The 18799-nt window shown below is 34.6% G+C and carries 19 protein-coding genes and 1 rRNA gene; 5 read left to right on the forward strand and 15 right to left on the reverse strand.

Features of this window, described 5'->3' with window-relative positions; genetic code table 11:
• From AAFN87_RS19620 to AAFN87_RS19675, 12 genes are all read right to left on the reverse strand, one after another.
• Nucleotides 1-121, reverse strand: a 16S ribosomal RNA gene (locus AAFN87_RS19620); the annotation flags it as partial.
• A 671-nt stretch (nt 122-792) separates the two neighbouring features.
• A complete protein-coding gene (locus AAFN87_RS19625) occupies nt 793-1692 on the reverse strand; it encodes a CPBP family intramembrane glutamic endopeptidase (RefSeq protein WP_347792782.1) in 900 nt (299 codons plus the stop codon).
• A 353-nt stretch (nt 1693-2045) separates the two neighbouring features.
• Nucleotides 2046-2228: a hypothetical protein gene (locus AAFN87_RS19630; protein WP_347792755.1), complete on the reverse strand. Its 183-nt coding sequence runs from the start codon at nt 2226-2228 to the stop codon at nt 2046-2048.
• Between the two features lie 365 nt (nt 2229-2593).
• Nucleotides 2594-2764, reverse strand: coding sequence for a hypothetical protein (locus tag AAFN87_RS19635; RefSeq protein ID WP_347792756.1), 171 nt, complete (start codon nt 2762-2764; stop codon nt 2594-2596).
• A gap of 218 nt (nt 2765-2982) precedes the next feature.
• Nucleotides 2983-3561, reverse strand: a complete 579-nt coding sequence (locus AAFN87_RS19640; protein WP_347792757.1) for a hypothetical protein — start codon at nt 3559-3561, stop codon at nt 2983-2985.
• 302 nt (nt 3562-3863) lie between these two features.
• Entirely contained in the window at nt 3864-4361 is a 498-nt protein-coding gene (locus AAFN87_RS19645; protein WP_347792758.1) for a P-loop nucleotide/nucleoside kinase family protein, read from the reverse strand.
• 232 nt (nt 4362-4593) lie between these two features.
• Nucleotides 4594-4956, reverse strand: a complete 363-nt coding sequence (locus AAFN87_RS19650) for a hypothetical protein (RefSeq protein WP_347792759.1) — start codon at nt 4954-4956, stop codon at nt 4594-4596.
• 875 nt (nt 4957-5831) lie between these two features.
• Nucleotides 5832-6920, reverse strand: a complete 1089-nt coding sequence (locus AAFN87_RS19655; RefSeq protein WP_347792760.1) for a DUF4179 domain-containing protein — start codon at nt 6918-6920, stop codon at nt 5832-5834.
• Nucleotides 6904-7467: a sigma-70 family RNA polymerase sigma factor gene (locus AAFN87_RS19660; RefSeq protein WP_347792761.1), complete on the reverse strand. Its 564-nt coding sequence runs from the start codon at nt 7465-7467 to the stop codon at nt 6904-6906. Before AAFN87_RS19660 ends, AAFN87_RS19655 begins: the two co-directional genes overlap by 17 nt.
• A gap of 1450 nt (nt 7468-8917) precedes the next feature.
• A complete protein-coding gene (locus AAFN87_RS19665) occupies nt 8918-9106 on the reverse strand; it encodes a hypothetical protein (RefSeq protein ID WP_347792762.1) in 189 nt (62 codons plus the stop codon).
• 658 nt (nt 9107-9764) lie between these two features.
• Entirely contained in the window at nt 9765-10433 is a 669-nt protein-coding gene (locus AAFN87_RS19670; protein WP_347792763.1) for a deoxynucleoside kinase, read from the reverse strand.
• A gap of 5 nt (nt 10434-10438) precedes the next feature.
• Nucleotides 10439-11071 carry a deoxynucleoside kinase gene (locus AAFN87_RS19675; RefSeq protein ID WP_347792764.1) on the reverse strand — a complete coding sequence of 211 codons (633 nt, stop codon included), beginning with the start codon at nt 11069-11071 and terminating at the stop codon, nt 10439-10441.
• Nucleotides 11072-11414: 343 nt separating this feature from the next.
• On the opposite strand from AAFN87_RS19675, the gene tadA reads away from it, so the two are divergent.
• The 4 genes from tadA to AAFN87_RS20120 all read left to right on the forward strand — a co-directional run bounded on the left by tadA (nt 11415) and on the right by AAFN87_RS20120 (nt 14670).
• Nucleotides 11415-11930 (forward strand): tRNA adenosine(34) deaminase TadA, encoded by a 516-nt coding sequence (tadA, locus tag AAFN87_RS19680; protein WP_347792765.1) that lies wholly within the window; start codon nt 11415-11417, stop codon nt 11928-11930.
• A gap of 56 nt (nt 11931-11986) precedes the next feature.
• Entirely contained in the window at nt 11987-12571 is a 585-nt protein-coding gene (locus AAFN87_RS19685) for a histidine phosphatase family protein (RefSeq protein ID WP_347792766.1), read from the forward strand.
• A 490-nt stretch (nt 12572-13061) separates the two neighbouring features.
• On the forward strand, nt 13062-14192 hold the full coding sequence (locus AAFN87_RS19690) for an SPFH domain-containing protein (protein ID WP_347792767.1): 1131 nt from the start codon (nt 13062-13064) through the stop codon (nt 14190-14192).
• 46 nt (nt 14193-14238) lie between these two features.
• Nucleotides 14239-14670 carry an NINE protein gene (locus tag AAFN87_RS20120; RefSeq protein WP_481886500.1) on the forward strand — a complete coding sequence of 144 codons (432 nt, stop codon included), beginning with the start codon at nt 14239-14241 and terminating at the stop codon, nt 14668-14670.
• Between the two features lie 150 nt (nt 14671-14820).
• Here the strand turns inward: AAFN87_RS20120 and AAFN87_RS19705 are convergent, their stop codons facing one another.
• The 3 genes from AAFN87_RS19705 to AAFN87_RS19715 form a co-directional block, all read right to left on the reverse strand.
• Nucleotides 14821-15468, reverse strand: a complete 648-nt coding sequence (locus AAFN87_RS19705; RefSeq protein ID WP_347792768.1) for a 3-oxoacid CoA-transferase subunit B — start codon at nt 15466-15468, stop codon at nt 14821-14823.
• A gap of 1 nt (nt 15469) precedes the next feature.
• A complete protein-coding gene (locus AAFN87_RS19710; RefSeq protein ID WP_347792769.1) occupies nt 15470-16174 on the reverse strand; it encodes a CoA transferase subunit A in 705 nt (234 codons plus the stop codon).
• A gap of 83 nt (nt 16175-16257) precedes the next feature.
• Nucleotides 16258-17169 (reverse strand): LysR family transcriptional regulator, encoded by a 912-nt coding sequence (locus tag AAFN87_RS19715; RefSeq protein WP_347792770.1) that lies wholly within the window; start codon nt 17167-17169, stop codon nt 16258-16260.
• A gap of 288 nt (nt 17170-17457) precedes the next feature.
• Between AAFN87_RS19715 and AAFN87_RS19720 the strand changes: the two genes are divergently transcribed.
• Entirely contained in the window at nt 17458-18771 is a 1314-nt protein-coding gene (locus AAFN87_RS19720; protein ID WP_347792771.1) for a short-chain fatty acid transporter, read from the forward strand.
• The last annotated feature ends 28 nt before the right edge of the window (nt 18772-18799 follow it).

Genomic DNA, 18799 nt, shown 5'->3' on the forward strand with positions numbered 1-18799 from the left:
TACTCACCCGTCCGCCGCTAACGTTTTGTCGGTGCAAGCACCAACAAAACGTCCGCTCGACTTGCATGTATTAGGCACGCCGCCAGCGTTCGTCCTGAGCCAGGATCAAACTCTCCATAAAAGTAGTTTGAGTTAAGCTCAAAATTTGCTGACTATTATTTAGTCACGTTTGTATCTTTCATTTAAGAAAGAAAATTATTGTTAACGTCTTGCTTGTTTAGTTTTCAAAGTTCAATATTTCAATGTTTCAATGCTTCAATGTCGCATATTCCCTGGCGACTCGTATTATATTACAGACTTTTATACAAAAGGTCAATACTTTTTATCAAAAAATATTTTTTTATTTTATTTAATTAATATTTTACTAGATTCATTGCAGTCTTAACGCTGGATTTTCGATGAACAGTACTTTGAAAAAACAGTTCTCGGCTTGTGGTTTAGGGCGCATGACGTGCTAGTAATTCGCCAAAATCCCTTCTTAGACAAGTTACAGTGCCGGATGGTCGTCAAAGCGATGTTTGTTGCTTTGACATAAGGTTTGATCAAAAATACGCCGCAAACCAGTATTTAATGATAAATAAAAAGAATCCATTTTGAAAAAAAGATTGATCAAAATGGATTCTTTTACAGCAGATTTAAATATCGGTTTTATAAAAAAGTTTGATCATTTATTATTTGTGTTCCTTCACAATCGCGCCCGATTGTTGAAGATCGTTATTGAACTAAAGCCCCCGTTAATGGAGAAAGGCGCATTCCTTATTAAAGAGATGCGCCTGTTTGTTTAATGTTCCCTTAGTTACCTAATTCTACTTCAGGAGAAGATTGCTTATATCCTAAATTACCATTAGTAAAAATCAGAATTATCAAAGCGCAAAGACCAAGTCCTAGACTAACAGGTAAATCAGTTTCTTTCAAAGCAGGGTTAGTAAGATAAGGTTGTATTAAACCAAACATATTCAAACTAGCGTGAACCAACATAACAATAAACAAATTTCCTTGTTTGGAGTTGAACACCCAAGTTAAAATAATGGAAGTAGCTAGGCATAGCACAATGAAAATAGGTAAATTATAATAAAGAAGAGAAATGTTTGAACCTGGACCACCTCTTTGTGCTGCGGTTAAAAAATGAGGTAAATGCCAAATGGCCCAAAGAATTCCAAGTAATAACGTTGCCTTTAATGCCCCAAACTTAGATTGCATTCGAGGTAAAGCAAAACCACGCCAACCGATTTCTTCTGGAAACGGACCACCACCAAAGAAGACTATCACAAGATAAATAGGGTATGTCGCGTAAAATTGAGTTGTAAGACCATTAAAAGTTGGAATCCCTCCGTTAAAAATTACAAATCCCAAATATATCACAGTAGGAATGACGATAAGTGCAAAGAAGTACCATTTTAAACCTACTTTAAATTTCCATATTCCTTTTCTAAAAACTTTCCACGCTTCTTTTCCTTCTAGAGTCCAAATCATAATATATGCAGCTACCATAGGCCCAACGAAAGCATTAAGTGTAAAGAAAACATCAAAAATTTTAGTTTTTGGGATGATATTCCATTGAGATAAGATAAATGGAATTAATACGGTCCACGAGAATAAATATGCCATAACAAAGAATGAAGTTAATGGATAGGATTTTAAAATTTCTTTTAGATTTGTTGATGTACTTTTTGATTCTGTTAAAGGTTTCAGTACAAACCACTCCTTCGATTATTAAAGACTTTAATATCTATTAATATTGGTTTAAAATAAAGTTTGTTCAATAACGCATCACCATATTTTGAGTTAAATTAAAATAATCCGTTTTGAAAAAGAATTGATAAAAACGGATTATTAATCCCCCTGGTACATTAAACTTTGTTCACCAATTTGGCCCTTTAATGAAATGAGTGCTGTTCCTTATTACAGTAACGCGCCTGATTGCAGAAGTTTGTTTTTTCATCTTTGTTGCACTAAAGCTCCCCGTTTGTTTTAGTGTAAAGTTTCACAATTTTGTTTTTGTTTTAATTTTAATTATCACAAAGATAAATATAAAAGTCTCAAATTTATTCTTCCTTTAGTTTAAAAAATTCTATTGCACTACCAATAGCTCCAATTCCTCCGCCGATAATAAATATATATTTACTAAATAAATCTGCTGGTGAATTAGTTAATAACCCATATAAACCTAAACCAAAAATAGCTAAGCTTGAAATTAGGGCTAAGATCATTCTGTTTCTTTTTTTCATAACCACACCCCGAATACAAATATTTACATTTAACGTTAACATAAACACGAAAAAATTTACAATAAAATAGAAACTAAAAAACTCAAACCTCCCCATATTTCTAAAGGTACGTTTGAGATTTAATTTATATGTTACCGCCATTCAGAACAAGTGGACCGAACAGTCTTCTTTAAAATTATTTTTCGTAGCGTCTCAGAGTGTTATTTTCTATAAAAAACAGCAACAAACACCGATTTAACAGTGTTTGTGCTGTTTGAAATGTTACCAAGATTGCATTTGGGAACGTTATTTAGGTTTAATTTGTATACTTCATTATGCCTTGCGGAACTAAAGTCCCGTTAGTTTAGCAACTCGCTTTACGCATCCTAATTTTTTGATTGTTTGGTATTTATAAAAAATGCTGTTCCCATTATAAATATGCCTAAACAAATGAACATTGTAATACCTGAATATTCATCATCAAATATTGTTGTGTTAACCAAAATAACTAACATCATTAGTACAAGTGATATATATAAGCCTTTAATGTATTTCAAAAGTTATACCTCCTCATTAAAACCTTAATAGCCGTCCTGTTTTTTATTAATCAGATTATTCCCGTTATTTAACATTGATATCAACACTAATTCCCTTTATTTGAAATTAAAATAAAAAAAGTGCCCACGCTTCTTCAACTAAACTTCGCCGTTAGTTGAAGAAGAAAAAAGAACTGCATATGCAACTCAACGATCTTCAAGTAAAGCTCCCCGTTAGCTTAATAAATACATAACTGTAATTTTGGGATTAACTCTTTGTAATTCACAAAACAATCTCTAATTGAAAGAACTGCAAAATAAGAAGATGGTTCTAAATCAACCAATACACATTCATCATAAATTAAGCTAATATTCAATTCTTTCTGAGGTTTAATCCCTTTTTCTAAAAGCAAACTTGCTAATTCTGCATAAATTTCTTGTCCCTTTTCATCAATAGACCTTTCTACTGAAAAACGCCCAGCAAAACTGCCCCACCATACTTTAAAGGAATTATATATTTCATTAAATTCATTTAAAGTATCATCATTTTCAACGAATAAACCCTTATAAAATAAGTTTTTCTCTTCAGCGAAAATTTTTATGTCATTTATTGGATGTTCAGAAATTCGCTTCGATACTTCATCCCATAACTCTCTATAACGCATATCAAAATCTTTTCGAAACTCACACCGTGTTGGTATATAAGGGAATTTCAATTCATCCCTACTCTGACTTCGATTTAAAAATATATTTTGGATATAAACCAAAAAATTTAATGAATGAGAAGCTTCTGTTCTCATTAGCAATGTATTTTCCATTTGATACCCTCCCTAATTCATCTACTTTTAAGTATTACAATAATAGAGACTCTATTCAATGCTTATTCAACTAACCTGCTTTGTTAGCTTAAGTACATTGTTTCACTAACTCACATCAAGATTAACATAAAATCCTATTTTTAATTTAGAATTGTTATTCAATTAAATGGCCCTTTAATGAAAACAAGCGCTGATCCTTATTCAAGGATAGCGCCCGATTGTTGAATTCCAAAGTACTTCTATTGGCTAGTTTAGTTCAACTAATTTTTTTTTGGTTCTATAACGCTGTGTTGAATTCCTTGTTATTCGTTTCCACTAAACTCTAAAATATTTAAACCCTCGGATGCTTCTGGTACTTCAAAAAATTTAGTAACTTGAATAAACACCGCTTCAGTGTCAAAAGCTGCTCTTTCAGGTTGTTCGTTACGCCTTTGTGTAATTTGACGTAAGCATTGCTCGTTATTTAGATTAAGGAAAATTAGTTGATGGCTTGCATTGACCTCTGATGCCATATCCAAAAACCACTTTCGCTGTTTTTGAGTGTTACCTGGAAAATCCATCACTACATCTGTACCAACACTTAATATGTTTTGGACATGCTTTTTTACTAACGGCTTGAGCTGCGCTGAGAATTTTAGATAGTCATCAAATGATGTGATTTGATTAGGATAAAGAGATGAAAGCCATTCATCCTCAGATAACAGTACCGCATGTCTTTCTATAGCCAATTGTTTTGATTTAGTTGATTTTCCTGCCCCCATTTTTCCACAGAAAAAGTATAGCGTCCCCAATTGTTTCATATTTTTAGCCCTCACGCTTATTTTATTGGTTGTTGCCCTATCTTATAAATCTATAATTTGCAATCTAGCTTAAGTATATTTCTTCAAGCTATATAATTTTACCTTTATTCAAGAATATGGCACTTTTTTATTTTATATTTATACGCTAAATTTCCTATGGAAAACACTACTGTAAAACATAAAAGGATATCCTTTTGTATTAAAACAAAAGGATATCCCAATTAAAAGATAATTAATATTCTTCAATAGAAACCGGCATAGGACAATCTCTTTCACATGTAACGTTTCCAGCGTAAGTTACCCAAAGATACGTGGGAAATTCCATTATATAATGTACATATAATGTCCCTTTAAAACCATTTTTATTATAATAATACGTGGAAGGTATAGTTGCTTCTGGCCCATAATGATCTATATCAGCAAAAACATACTTTGTATATGAAGCAGATGGATTAACTTCATTTTCGGTTATAACATTATTTAAAGCTGAAGATGTAGATGCTGATGCAAAAGAAGGACTCCAAAACATACATAAACATAAGATTAAGGCGGTCATAGTATATCCGATAAATTTGCTTAGATTAATTATTTTCATAAGATTTCTCCTTCAACTGTAATGAGTACTATTTAATTTCGTCCTTTATACCACTAGCTATAGCACAATTTTGATAACAAAAAACAGTTCCTTCTAACCATCCATATGTAACGATTTGTCTTTCTCTAACGTACCACCTCCCCGAAACTTTCAGCAAACCGCTATACATGCCATCATCATAGAAATAACTAAGTTTACCTACTATTTTTTTCACTATAATACAAATTTTAACAAATACGTATATTCTAATTATATCACCAGAATTTTACTTATCAAGTACTTATGGTTATAAAAACTAATGTAGAGTAACTTTTCATTGGGAGTTTTTAATTCTACTCCAACTTTCCCCCTCAAATTACCTCATATAATATACTTTTAACTTATCACGATTTCCCCTGTTTTTGGAAACCGCTTAAATAAATTATGCTCAATTATAAGACAATATTGACGAAAAAGGCATAATTCTTTGCCCCGATTTAATGCCTTTACTTTTTTCCAAATGACTTTATTAGCTATACATCATCAGAAAAAATGCAACGCCAACACTGCAACAGTTACAATAACGCATAGATAATATACCAGCGCAAAAGCCACAAACACTGTTAATCAGCGTTTGTGGCTTTTTATGTATTCCCAAACTTTGATTTGGGAAAGTTTATTAAGTTTGTTTTGTATACTTTATAAATCCTTGTTGTACTAAATCTTTCGCAGTTCAAAACAGGATAGCTTATCAATTTCAAGACTTAATGAAACAACCTCTTCTTCTTTGAAGTAAAAATGCATCTCCATTTTGAGCAACTAAATCCTTAAATTGGTACACAATTGGCGTGCAGTTTATGTTTTTAGTTGTTTTTCACAATAAGTGCGGTGTCTTATTATTTTTGTTGAATATCTACAATAATATCCTCAAGCTCTATTATTTCCTTTATAGAATTGCTATTATCCCTAAAATATTTAGCGCCATTTTCATTAATTTCGTCAGCCTCCATCAATCGGAAGAATGGGGTGAATATTAAAGTTTCAGCATCCGGATGCAGTTTTTCAAAGGTATAGACAAATTCCTTATCTCCATGGTCGTGTCCTATACCACCGGTTAACGCTGATGTATACGTATTACCTAAATTATCCTTTACTATTAAACCGGAAGAAATAATATCCCATTTTTCTTTTAAATTCTCGTTTTTTATTGTTTCTCTGTAATTGACGATAAAGGAAATCGGTGTGTATATGATTTCATTCAATTTAATACCTAAATCATCTTTTTTTGATGCAGGAGCTTCCACGATTTGGACTTTAGGTTCAGTCACCTTAGCATTTATTTCAAAATCCCAACTCCCCTGGATCATTTCCTTTTTATCCTGACTGGAAATACTACTAATGTGAAACTCAAAATTCGCCTCCTGTAAATGATTAGATAAATTCAAGATCGCTGTTGTTAAGCCGGCGTATTGATTTGGCCCGACTTTTTCAATCATATGTTTCGTATGAAAAAGTACGTGTTCGCGGCCATCCACCTTAAAAGTAGTCTCAATTTCCGGGGACTCACCTAAATCCCTGTCCGTTTCAATAAAATAGCCAACTAAAAACTTTTTACTATCGAATAAGCTTTCATTTACCGTAATCGTTATCCCATTGCTTTCTACTACAAGATGTTGTTGATCCGCGAATTCCTCATAGCCTGATATTATTTTATCCTGGGTCGAGAAAAGCTTGATAATACTGTTCAAAATTGGAATTTCCTGAGCGAATGTTGTGTAGGATAGACCTATAATTGATGCGGTGCCGATACCCAACGACAAGCAGACAGCTGCAGCTCCCTTCATCCACTTTCTCGGTGTTGTTTTGGATGCCTGAATTCTCAAGTCCCTTTTATACTGTTCTTTTTCAAGTTCTGTTACCTTTGCTTCTTCAAATTCTGTTATATCGATTTCAATATCATTGAAGTGTTTAAACAGATTTTTCAATGGGCATACCCCCTAAATCTTTTTTTAGTTTTTTCCTGCCATGGTAAAGCCGGTTATCAATAGCCGATTTTGTCATCTGTAATTGATGGGCAATTTCTTTTGTATCAAAATCTAGCAGGTACCTCATTATAAAAATTTTCTGATCGACAGGCTTTAATGTTGAGATGATTGCCTGAATGTTCTCCTGTTCTTCCAGATAGGTGCTTTCATATTTCAAGGAGTCAGACGGCGTAAGCTCTATATCCAAAGTGGTGCTTTCTTTTTTCTTCATTTCCATGCGGTAATAATCGATTGCTTTATATTTGGCTATCACGCATACCCATTTTTGAAAGTCAGCTGCATCTCCGTTGAACTTTTTCGCGTTTTTCCAGATAGATAATAAAATATCGTTACAACACTCCTTTATGATGTCATTAATGTCAAGAGGACCTAAAATTTTTAATACAACACCTTTTATTAATGGAAGATAGTGATCGATTACGTAATCAAGAGCGTTTTCTTTGCCGCCTTGAAGATATTTTATAAAATTATGTTCATTAATCTTCATTTCCTTCTCCTTTAAATAGTATTGATACTGCAAAAGCCTTTACATTATATATAACGTTGGATGGCATCTATTTTTCGCAAAAAACCTAAAAAATGTTGAAATCTTGAAACATATATCGACTTTATCTCAAATTGCTTAACTTATATTTATAAGGGCGTCATCTGCGGCAACAATACGACGCCTGAGACTACAGGCTCAGGCCGTGCCCGCGGAGAAGCTTCCCAGATAGGAAATAAATTTTTATTCATTTCAAAAAAACGCCATTTTCCTCCTCGAAGAAAATGGCATTACTCTCTATATTTTATTTAAGGTAAATATTAATTTCATTTGTCATACCCACTAATACTTCCGTTTCTTTTAATACTTCCAGTATCGTATCGTAATTCCCATCTGTACACATAACTTATAATTTTGAACCAATGACAATGCGATATTTAATTGTTGCAGACCCTTTTCCTCTAAATTTTCTTTCACCAACATTAAGCTATAATTCATCCGCAAATTAATCATTTGGGAACGTTTTTCGTATGAGAACGTATATTATTATTTTTTAGAAACCAATTCCAAATGAGAAAATTAATCAATGTGCTAATAAATAACAAAGAAAAATCGAAAAACATATTCTTCATTCCTAAATTATAGACATCAAATATAGATACCATTTGTTCACCTTTAAATCGAGAATCCACTTAAATGTGAATCCACTTAAATGTGAAACCAAAAATCAACGCAACTATAAAGCTAATAGTAATCATTTTCTTTTTGGTCATTACTGCACCTCAGTTTCATTTCATTATCATAATAATTCCCTATCAATTTGAAATTTCTTTTTAAAGTGCTAACAAAGCGTTTTTTGGTAAACTTCAGATTGTTATTCAACAATCTGGCCCGATTGTGGAATAAGAAAATCCGGCAATACAGGGATTAAAATTAAACTTTTTTATAAATTTATCAATCTTTGTTATAAAACATCAGACTTTTTTATAAATTATCAAACTTAATTCAAAAGTCTCGCTATCTTGTCGGCAATCACGCGGACGCTTGTATATACCCTACAGAAGCGAAAAATAGAAAAGAATAGAGAAGAATAGAAAAGAATTTAGTAGCATCCAGCATAGCCTTGCTGAGAGCTGCAGCTATGACCATATACTGTGATGTATAGAGTGAAAAAGATCTCTGAAATATAAGTAGAATAGAATAGTTTAGAAAAGAATTAAACGAAAATAGCAAAAATAGAAATGGGCAAAGTAGAAACTTCTACTTTTGCCCCTCATATCCGAACGCCCGATGAACGCAAATAGGCTTAATGTTACGAGATACACCAATATATACATATACGAGTATATTCATATATGTGTATACTCGTATATTTTTTATAATAGGAGAATTCTTCTTATAAAAACTCATCCACATCATCATTATTCACTTCTAAATAATGCTGCGTAATGGTTTAAAGCGATTTATGCCCTGATTGTTTCTCAATCGTCGCTAAGTCTGCTTTTTTCTTATGCGTATGGGTAATATGTGTTTTTCGTAATGTGTACGGTGCAAAGCCCAACCATTCATGAATTAATCTGTTATAACTACGCTCTGTAATGATACGACTACGATAATTTCCCCAGCGATCAGCTGCGCCCACAAAGTAATCATCCTCTTGTAAGCGACAAACTAGCAAATATTTTTTAATGGCATTCACACACAGAGCAGCTGTAGGCTCGTTCAATTAAAAAAGGTTCGATGAAGAGAAGTTTCAAAAAGTGACAAACCATATAAGATAGACAACTTCTCAAGCGTTAAATGATGTATACACAATTTAATAGAAGAAACTCAAACTAGATTAGATGTGATGACATGGAAACAATTCATATTCCTATCAATGCTGAATGTATTATTAGTACTTCTAATAAAGGTGATCAATCGAAATGCGTATCGGCGACAAGTGGATCAAACAAAATGCAATAGGTTATAGGGGAGGGGGGACCATAGTAATATTAGACGCCTCAGTATACCCAATGTATTAGTAACATCATTAGTACACTTATCTTGTAAAGGTTAACTAATTACCTTCATATTGAATGCAAAAGGAACCATACAAAATTACATGATATTAAGTAAAAAACTCGTTGAACCATTCCCATGTTCAACGAGTTTTTTAATAAAGTGATGTATCTTTTTGTAGTTACTGTTCTGTTCTACTTTCTTAAATGAGAAGTTTGTACCTGCCACTTCGTTTTCGGCACAGTAACATAAACTGTTGCATTCTAACATTTCATTTTTGGTGTATTTCTTGCTCTCAACTATTTTCTTAGATGAGAAGTTTGCTTCAACATATACGCGATACGTTCTACGATGCCCTCAATTTGCTCGGGATTTTCAACTAAATCATAGTCATTTATATCAAGGCGCAGTACTGGGCAAGAGTTGAAATTGTTAATCCACGTTTCATAACGGCCGTGCATTTCATACCAATAATCATTCGATGTTTGCTGTTCCATCGCACGTCCACGTTCTTGAATACGTCCGATAATATCTTCAACTGGTCCTTCTAAATACACAAGTAAATCTGGATGCGGGAAGTACGGTGTCATGACCATTGCATCAAATAAATTTGTATATGTTTCGTAATCTGTTGGGCTCATTGTGCCTTTATCATAATGCATTTTTGCAAAAATGCCTGTATCTTCATAAATCGAACGATCTTGAATGAAGCCACCGCCGTATTCAAAAATACGCTTTTGCTCCTTGAAACGCTCCGCTAAGAAATATACTTGCAAATGGAAGCTCCATTTCTCAAAATCATTATAAAATTTATCTAAATATGGATTTGTGTCTACCTTTTCAAATGAAGTACGGAATTTTAAGCTTTCCGCAAGCGCCTTTGTCATTGTCGATTTTCCTACCCCTACTGTTCCTGCAATCGTAATGACTGCGTTTGCTGGGATGCCGTACTTTTCTCGTAAATTCATTATTGCTATAAACTCCTTTGTTGTATCTTTTTCTCTACTATTTGTAAAACATGCTGTAAATCTTTTTCGTTTTTTACGAAGTCTAATTCATCACCATTTAACTGGATTACTGGAATATCGGGATGCATGATTGCAAAGCGCTGTATAAACTCATGATAATCTGCTGCTAATTGCTCCATATAATCACGTGCAATCATTTTTTCAAATTCACGGCCGCGCATCGCAATTCGTTTCATCAACGTATCGACACTCGCATGCAAGTAAATGACCATATTCGGCTTTGGCATGTCCGCCGTCAAAATTTGATAAATCGCCTCGTATTTTTCGTACTCAGATGGCTTTAATGTACGTTTTGCAAAAATTAAATTTTTAAAAATATGGTAATCAGCCACGACTGGCGATTGTTTGGCTAAAATATGTTGTTTAATATCGGATAATTGTTTGTAACGATTGCATAAGAAGAACATTTCGGTTTGAAAGCTCCACTCATCAATATTTTCATAAAACTTCCCGAGAAATGGGTTTTCATCAACAATTTCTTTTAATAGACGGTACGTAAAATGCTCAGAAATCGCCTTAGATAGCGATGTTTTCCCTACACCAATCGGACCTTCTACTGTAATAAACGGAACCGACACTAGAAGTCCCCCTTTTATCTCAAATTAGTCAGTGCTTTTCATTTTATCATAGAGGAATATGCAACAACAGAACAAATACTTTTAATTATTATATTGTATGAGAATTGCCTAACAGCTTGTCGAAACCTAGTTCCTGCTGTTACGAATTTCATATAGCAATTCTTCTTGCTTCTCTAAGATTATTTCCATATGTACACTAAAAAAATAGTTGCTTCGGCCAACGTATGAAAATCCGACTCCCCCCACAATTTCCCCTTATCATTTTTTATCATCATAACATGTCTGAATACAATTGGAACTAAGGTAAATAGGATGCTACACTAGCACCATAGGAGAGATGTTTATGGACGTGTTTGAAAAAGACCGCTTCTTTATGAAGGAAGCACTTGAAGAAGCAAAAAAGGCACGTGATTTAGGGGAAGTCCCGATCGGTGCTGTACTTGTTTATGAAGATGAAATTATTGCACGTGCGCATAATTTGCGAGAAACGACGCAAAATGCGGTAACACATGCAGAACTAATGGCCATCCAGCAAGCTTGTGAAAAAATCGGCAGCTGGCGCTTAGAAAAAACGACTTTGTATGTGACACTTGAGCCTTGTCCTATGTGTGCTGGAGCCATTTTACAATCTAGAGTACCGCGCGTCGTGTACGGGGCACGTGATATAAAAGCGGGCTGTGTGGATTCACTATACCGTTTATTAAATGATGCACGTTTTAACCATGAATGTGATGTAGTAGAAGGCATTTTAGCCGATGAATGTGGGAACATTTTAACCGACTTTTTCCGCTCTTTACGCGAAAGAAAGAAAGCTGAGAAGAAGGCGCGTCAACAAGCGTTATTACTTGAAGAAGAGTAAAAAATTGGATATTCACCCTTTGTTAAATTACAATAATTAATAAAGGGGGAATGAAGATGACAATAATCGGCTTTATTCGGCATGGTGTGACAGCTTGGAATAAAGAAGGACGGGCTCAAGGGAGTACCGACGTACCATTAGATGAAGAAGGCATTAATATGGCAAAACGAGTTGCCACGAGAATAGCAAACGAAGAATGGGATATTATCTATACAAGTCCGTTAATTCGTGCAAAGACAACGGCCGAAATCATTGCATCGAAACAGCCTAATTTACAATTAATTATAGATAAACGATTAGGTGAAATCGGTGGTGGTATTATTGAAGGTACAACAGAGGAAGAACGTGTTGCAAAATGGGGTACCGATTGGCGAAGTCTAGAACTTGGCTTTGAAAAACCAGAGGCGATTATTGCTCGTAGTGAAGCATTTATTGATGAAGTCAAACAAGCATACCCTGGCAAACGTGTACTCGTTGTGAGTCATGGAGGTTTGATCAGTCGAATAGTGCATCATCTCCTACCTAATAACAACTACTCCCCCGATATCGGCAATACTGCACTTACTATTATCGAACTAACTGAACAAGAAGCATTATGTCATTTATATAATTGCATAGAGCATTTAACAATAAAGCAATAAAAAAACGTGTAGGCAACATCGATAACATTCGACTTTGTCTACACGTTTTCTATTTATCTATTTCATTACTGCAAATACAATGCAACAGTAAATGTAGTTCTAATCGTGCAATGCTTGTTTATGAAAATGAAATTATTACGTGCCCTTAACTTACGCGAACAACGCAAAATACAGTGACACACGCAGAGCCATGGTGACGAAAAATTTGGTAACTGTTGTTTAGAAGAAACAATATTTTATGTCACTCTGGAGCTATTTGGAAATCAAGAGTACTGCGCGCGTTACAAGAAGGATAAAAAGCACACCAATTAGCATTATTATAGTAGCAAGGACATCCCCCACTTGACCCCCATCATATATTTTTAGTTTTTAAGTATTTATTAGGTATATTATCATTGACACCATTCCATTTTGAGGAGAGAATTACATATAAAGTTATTTTATCGCGACTATTAATAATCGATTTCTATAAACAGAGAGGACGATTGTAATGAGTATATTAAATCGAATAAAATTCGACGGTTTACAGTCACGGGATTGGATTATTTTCAAATATCCAAGTGAAAGTATTGTATTAGGAAGTACACTGGTAGTAAATGAAGGACAAGTGGCGTTATTCGTTAAAGGTGGACAGGTTTTCGATGCATTTCCTGCAGGTACTTATGTTCTATCAACATATAATTTACCACTATTAGGTAGTATAGTTAATTTTGTTTACGGCGGCAAAACCCCCTTTACGGCAGAAATTTTCTTTATTAATTTAACTTCGAAGTTAGACTTATATTGGGGTACTTCAGATCCGATTCAACTAATTGATCCAAAATACTTTGTAAAGTTACGTATTCGCGCATTCGGTCAACTTGCACTGCGAATTGATGATTATATGCTATTTTTCCGTGAAATAATTGGTGGTATGAACAAAAATGAAATTGTTCAGTATGAAAAAGTGCATGACTACTTCCGGGGTATGCTCGTTACGTATATTAAAACTGAATTAGCTAATAAAATTATTCGGGATAAAATTTCAGCGCTTGAAATTTCAACAGAGCTACAAAATTTATCTTTATCACTTAAGAAACTTGTTACAGAGGAATTTGATCATTATGGATTTTCTTTAATGAACTTTCATATTCAATCGATTAATTTCCCAGATGAAGATTTTGAACAAATTAATGATATTTTAGCAGACCGTGCTAAGTTTGAAATTATGGGCGATAATCGTTATGTAACACAGCGCAGTTTTGATGTATATGAAACGGCTGCGAATAACCAAAGTGGCGTAGCTGGCGCTCTTTTTGCAGGCGGTGTTGGTATAGGTGCTGGTCAATTAATGGCAGATTCAATGCATCAACAAGTACAACCAATGACAAATAACAGTAATCATATGATTTGTCCTTCTTGTCATGGGAATATTTCATCTAATAGCAAGTTTTGTAGTTTGTGTGGGACAACAATTGTAAAAACGACAATCCCTTGTTCCAGTTGCCAAACAGAAAACCAGGAAAACTCAAAATTTTGTAGCGGGTGTGGGAAAAACCTACAAAAACCTATTTGTACGTGTGGAACAGAGTTAAGCCTAGACTCAAAATTTTGTCATAATTGTGGAGTAAAAACAAACTAGTTTATTTAATCTTTAGTTAAATTTTCTATATAAAGGGGAATACACTATGAATAATAACAAATGTCCTCAGTGTGGGGCACCAGCTGATAGTGCTGCATCTAATTGTAAATATTGTGGGGAAAAATTAGCATTCCATCAACAAGCAGCCTCTGTACAGCAACCCTTTCAACAGCCTGTACAACAACCAATATATCAGCAACCAAATTTCCAAAACACTGTTCCTGTATATGGTGGGGCTGACCCTGGCGTAGATCCATCTTGGCCAATGAAAAATAAAGTTGTTGCGGGCTTACTAGCTATTTTCTTAGGTGCATTTGGTATCCATAAATTTTATATGGGGAAAATAGGGAGAGGTATTCTTTACTTAATTTTCTGTTGGACATACATTCCAGCAATTATCGGTTTTTTTGAAGGAATTATTTATCTAGCTTCAAATGAACATAACTTCCAAATTAAAAACCGGGTGAGAATCCGATAATATATCGAAAATCTCCTAACTAAAATAAATTGTTACTAAAGAAATAGGGCACTCCTTGTTCAAAAAAGAACAAAAAGTGCCTTATATTTAAAGAATGAATTTTTACATATTCATGTTTCTCTAGATTACTTTTAATCAAATCTTCCCCTATTACTTCTGTAAATGCGCCGCAACAATAAATGTCGCTTCCGTCTTTTCACGAATTTCTTCTACTGAGCTTCCTGACATTACTTCAATTAATACCATGCCTTCATCTGTGAAATCAAAAACAGCTAAATCCGTTATCAAGCGATTCACAACTGCTTTACCTGTTAAAGGTAATGTGCATGCTTGTTTCACTTTGGACTCACCGTGTTTACTCACATGATCCATAATGACAACGACACGTTTGGCACCGACAACAAGATCCATCGCGCCCCCCATGCCTTTAACCATCTTGCCTGGGATCATCCAGTTTGCTAAATCTCCCGTTTCCGATACTTCCATCGCACCTAAAATAGCTAAATCAATATGGCCACCGCGAATCATCGCAAATGACTCGGCGCTATCAAAATAGGCAGCTCCCATAGCAGCCGTTACAGTTTCCTTACCGGCATTGATTAAATCTGCATCGACTTCGGCTTCTGTTGGATAAGGGCCAATGCCGAGCATACCGTTTTCTGATTGCAACATCACATTTACACCAGCTGGAATCGCGTCCGCTACGAGCGTTGGCATACCGATGCCTAAATTTACATACATGCCGTCTTCAATTTCTTGTACAGCACGATTCACAACTAATTGTCTCGTATCACGCATATTAAGCATCCCCCTTCACAACGCGGCGTTCAATACGCTTTTCATAATTCTCGCCAAGTAAAACACGCTGCACATACACACCCGGTGTATGAATTTCATCTGGATCGAGCTCGCCTACTTCTACGATTTCTTCAACTTCAGCAATCGTAATTTTCCCTGCTGTTGCAGCAATCGGATTGAAATTACGAGATGTTTTACGAAACACGAGATTACCCATCGTATCTGCTTTCCACGCCTTTACTAATGCAAAATCACCAACAATCCCTTGTTCTAGCAAATATTCTTTGCCATTAAATACTTTTACTTCCTTACCTTCAGCAATTGGCGTGCCAACCCCTGTTGCTGTATAGAAACCTGGGATACCTGCACCACCTGCACGAATACGCTCAGCTAATGTGCCTTGAGGTGTTAATTCTACTTCTAGCTCTCCGCTAATAAATTGCTGTTCAAAAATTTTATTTTCCCCAACATAAGAAGCTACCATCTTTTTAATTTGCTTATTGGCAAGTAGTAAGCCAAGACCCCAATCATCCACACCACAGTTATTACTAACGACTGTTAAATCTTTTGTACCACGATTTTTTAGCGCATCAATTAATTTTTCTGGAATTCCACATATTCCAAAACCTCCAACGATTAATGTGCTGCCATCTTGTATATCAGCCACAGCTTCATCGAAAGAAAACACAACTTTATTGTTCCCCATAAAAAACACCTCTTTTTCTGTATAACTTAATGAAAATTCTACATTACACAAAAATCTCAGTAAAGGAATGTTATTACTTTTATTTATTCGATTTTAGAATAATAGAATGCACCTTCTTCTTTCTGCTCTTCTATTAACTGCAAAAATTGTTTTTGTGCATACGATTGATAAGCATTTTTTTTCGTAATAATGCCTAAACTCCACGTTAAATGATTATCTTGTACGGGGATTATTTTCACATTTTTATTCGTCATTTTCCCATAAATTGATTTCGGTAATAATGTTATTCCTAAATTTGATGCTACTAATTCAATAATTAAATCCCACTGCGAGCTTTTATAGCTAATATTCGGATGGAAACCTGCATTACGACATGTTTTGATAATATAATCATGTAACGTAAACTCCTCCGTAAATAAAATAAATTTCTCTTGTTTTAGCTCATGTAGGCTAATGGACTCTCGATCTGCTAATTGATGAGCTGTATTTAAAAATATGTAATATGTATCCTCAATAAACGGCGTAATTTTAAAATGCCTCTCGTCTGTTGGCAATACGACGAAACCAACATCTACTTGCCCATTCTCGACTAATGATCCAATTGCTTTTGCACCGCGCTCAATGAGCTTTAATTGAACATCTGGATAACGCATAAAAAAGGCTCTCGCAATTATCGGAAAAAAAAGGGTTCCGATTAATGGCGGAATGCCTATTTTGATAACACCTGATTTAATATTCATTAAGTCATCTAATAAAATATGAAGTTCGTCTACTACTTGTATGATTTTATAGCTTTGCTCATATACCAGTTTTCCGGCATCCGTTAAACCGACATGTCTCGTCGAGCGGTCTAATAAATCAACATTTAGCGCATCTTCTAATTTTTTTATACTTTTACTAAGAGACGGCTGAGATACATAGCTCTCATTCGCTGCTTTCGTAAAACTACCATTCTCTACTACTGTCATAAACGATTTTAAATCTTTAAACTCCATACTATCCCCTCATTTATTCTAATTTGTTATATTATTCATGCATTTTAGTCCATTTACGATTAAATTCGACATCGACTTTTATTATCCTTCAACACCCGAAAATTTCATAAAACGTTGTTATTACAATAAAAAATACTATATTAAAATTATATGTCTAAAAATTGTACTTTTCTCTTTTTCACTCATTAATATCCGAATTATTCTCGAACATACTAAATTATTGTTTTATAATTCTATTTTTTCTGTATTATTAAAGTATATTTAGTTCATCAAAGGGGGCATAAACATATGAAACATTTAACACGTTTTACTAATACGTTAATGGAAAAATATCTTCCAGACCCGTATATTTTCGTAGCAATTTTAACAGCACTCGTTATGCTACTTGGGGTTGTGTTCACTGATTCTTCTCCGCTCGATATGGTCGGATATTGGGGAAATGGGATTTGGGGTTTACTTGCATTTACTATGCAAATGGTTGTCGTGTTAGCCGCGGGACATGTACTTGCAAATAGTCCAGTATTTAAAAAAGGCTTGTCTACTATTGCTAGTAAAATTAAAACACCAGGAATAGCGATAATTTTCGTAACATTTATTTCACTAATTGCATGTTGGATTAACTGGGGCTTCGGATTAGTAATCGGGGCACTATTTGCGAAAGAAGTTGCTCGCCATGTAAAAAAAGTTGATTATCGTTTATTAATTGCCAGCGCTTATTCAGGGATGGTCGTATGGCATGGTGGTTTAGCAGGTTCTATTCCATTATCAATCGCAACAGAAGGGCATCCATTTGCTGATTTAATGGGTGTTGTACCAACAACAGATACACTATTTTCAGTATACAATTTATTTATTGTCCTTGTTATTTTAGTAACATTACCATTCTTTAACCGCTGGATGATGCCGAAAGATGAAGATATTGTCGAAATTAATCCAGCTCTGTTAGTCGATGAAAAAGAAGAATTACCGACTCCAGAAAATAATTTTGCCAGTCGTTCTGAACGTAGCTATTTAATTACAATTTTTGTTGGACTTATCGGTTTAGTCTATTTAATTAATCACTTTGTAACAAAAGGCTTTGTACTCGATTTAAACGTAGTAAACACTATTTTCATAGTGCTAGGCATTATTTTCCACGGGACACCACAACGTTTCCTTGCTGCAGCACAGCAGGCAATTAAAACAACTACAGGCATCGTGTTCCAGTTTCCGTTTTATGCAGGTATTATGGGGATGATGACTGCATCTGGTTTAGCAGCAGTATTTTCTGAATGGTTTGTAAGTATTTCAAATGGAAATACATTTTATTTATTCACATTTTACGCTGCTGGATTAGTGAATATTTTCGTGCCATCTGGTGGGGGTCAATGGGCCGTACAAGCACCGATTATGCTTGATGCAGCTACAACACTCGGCGCAGACTATGCCAAAACAGCGATGGCGATTGCATGGGGTGACGCTTGGACAAACATGATCCAACCATTCTGGGCATTACCTGCACTTGCAATTGCCGGTTTAAAAGCAAAGGACATTATGGGCTTCTGTTTAATGGTACTCATTTTTTCAGGTATTATTATTAGTATCGGGTTCTTGTTCTTCTAATAGTAAGAAAGGATGTCTAGAAACTTCA

The organism is Solibacillus sp. CAU 1738 (assembly GCF_039888725.1).
Lineage (GTDB): Bacteria > Bacillota > Bacilli > Bacillales_A > Planococcaceae > Metasolibacillus.